The 1170-nt window shown below is 68.5% G+C and carries 3 protein-coding genes; all 3 read right to left on the bottom strand.

The annotated features are described in order from the left end of the window. Positions 1-230 precede the first annotated feature (230 nt). The gene (locus GWK15_RS25535) at positions 231-395 is read right to left on the bottom strand and encodes a DUF1328 domain-containing protein (protein WP_168044428.1); all 165 of its coding nucleotides are present in this window, start codon (positions 393-395) and stop codon (positions 231-233) included. A gap of 104 nt (positions 396-499) precedes the next feature. Continuing rightward, positions 500-703, bottom strand: a complete 204-nt coding sequence (locus GWK15_RS25530; RefSeq protein ID WP_168044426.1) for a CsbD family protein — start codon at positions 701-703, stop codon at positions 500-502. 87 nt (positions 704-790) lie between these two features. Further along, on the bottom strand, positions 791-1170 hold a 380-nt coding region (locus tag GWK15_RS25525), incomplete at its 5' end, for a response regulator (RefSeq protein WP_168044424.1).

The following is a 1170-nucleotide window of genomic DNA, read 5'->3' as shown; positions in this document are numbered from 1 at the left end:
GGGGACGTCATGGCCGTTTCCTTGTGGGGGTTTAGAAGCACTGCGCGACCGCGGAATGCTCATGACAACAACGCGTGGCGGAGCCGCGAGTTGCCTTCGCCTTCGTGCCAAACCGCGGTCATCGCCAAGACGTGACGGCGCTGCGCCGCGATGGCCGAAGGAGTCGCGCCGGCCGCGCCGGGGGGGGGGCGCAAGCGGGGCCGGCGCGGCCGGTTCACGCGGAGGCGGGTTCAGCCCGCCCAGCCGCGACCGGCAACCAATGAGACGATGAAGAGGATGAGGAAGACGACGAACAGGATCTTCGCGATGCCGCTCGCCGCCGAGGAGATCCCGCCGAAGCCCAGCACGCCTGCCACGACGGCGACGAGAAGGAAGACGAGGGTCCAGTAGAGCATGGCGCTCTCCACGAGTGCCGCCAGGGATCAGACGCGCCTGGCCACGACCGGCTACCGGCCCCGCCGGGGCTTTCCCCGGCGGCGTGGTCATTCGCTTGGCTTGGTCAGGAGGAGAGGGTCTTCTCCCAGGCCTGCACCTGCTTCTCGGCGTGCTCCTTCGCAACGCCGTAGCGCTCCTGGATGCGGCCGATGAGCTGGTCGCGCTTGCCCTCGACCACGGTCAGGTCATCGTCGGTCAGCTTGCCCCACTGCTCGCGAACCTTCCCGTTCATCTGCTTCCAGTTGCCGGCGATCTGGTCCCAGTTCATCGCTGTCTCCTCGTGCCGATGGCCTCGCCGGTATGGCGATGCAGCAATAACGCGCCCGACCCCATCCGGTTGCCTCGCGCGGCCGCCTTATCCGATCGGCGGGCGGCCTGCCGTGGTGGCCTGGTAGGTCGCCACGGCGAGCGCCATCGGGTCGAAGGGCTTGGTGACGAGGAAGGCGGGCTCGATCCCTTCCGACATCAGCAGGCGCTCGGGATAGGCGGTCACGAAGATGACCGGCACCGTCATCGTCCGTTCGATTCGCGCGATGGCGGCGATGCCGTCGCCGCCATGCCCGAGGTTCACGTCGGCCAGGATGAGGCCGGGACGGTACCGCGCGGCCAGATCGAAGGCCTCCGCCTCGCTCGACGCCACGCCGACCACGCGGTGGCCGCAGGACTCGACCACGCGCCGGATGTCCATGGCGGTCACCGGTTCGTCCTCGATGACGATCACATCAGTCGCCGATA

Source organism: Neoroseomonas oryzicola (genome assembly GCF_012163135.1).
GTDB classification, from domain to species: Bacteria; Pseudomonadota; Alphaproteobacteria; order Acetobacterales; family Acetobacteraceae; genus Neoroseomonas; species Neoroseomonas oryzicola.
This window is presented reverse-complemented; position numbering and strand designations above follow the sequence as displayed.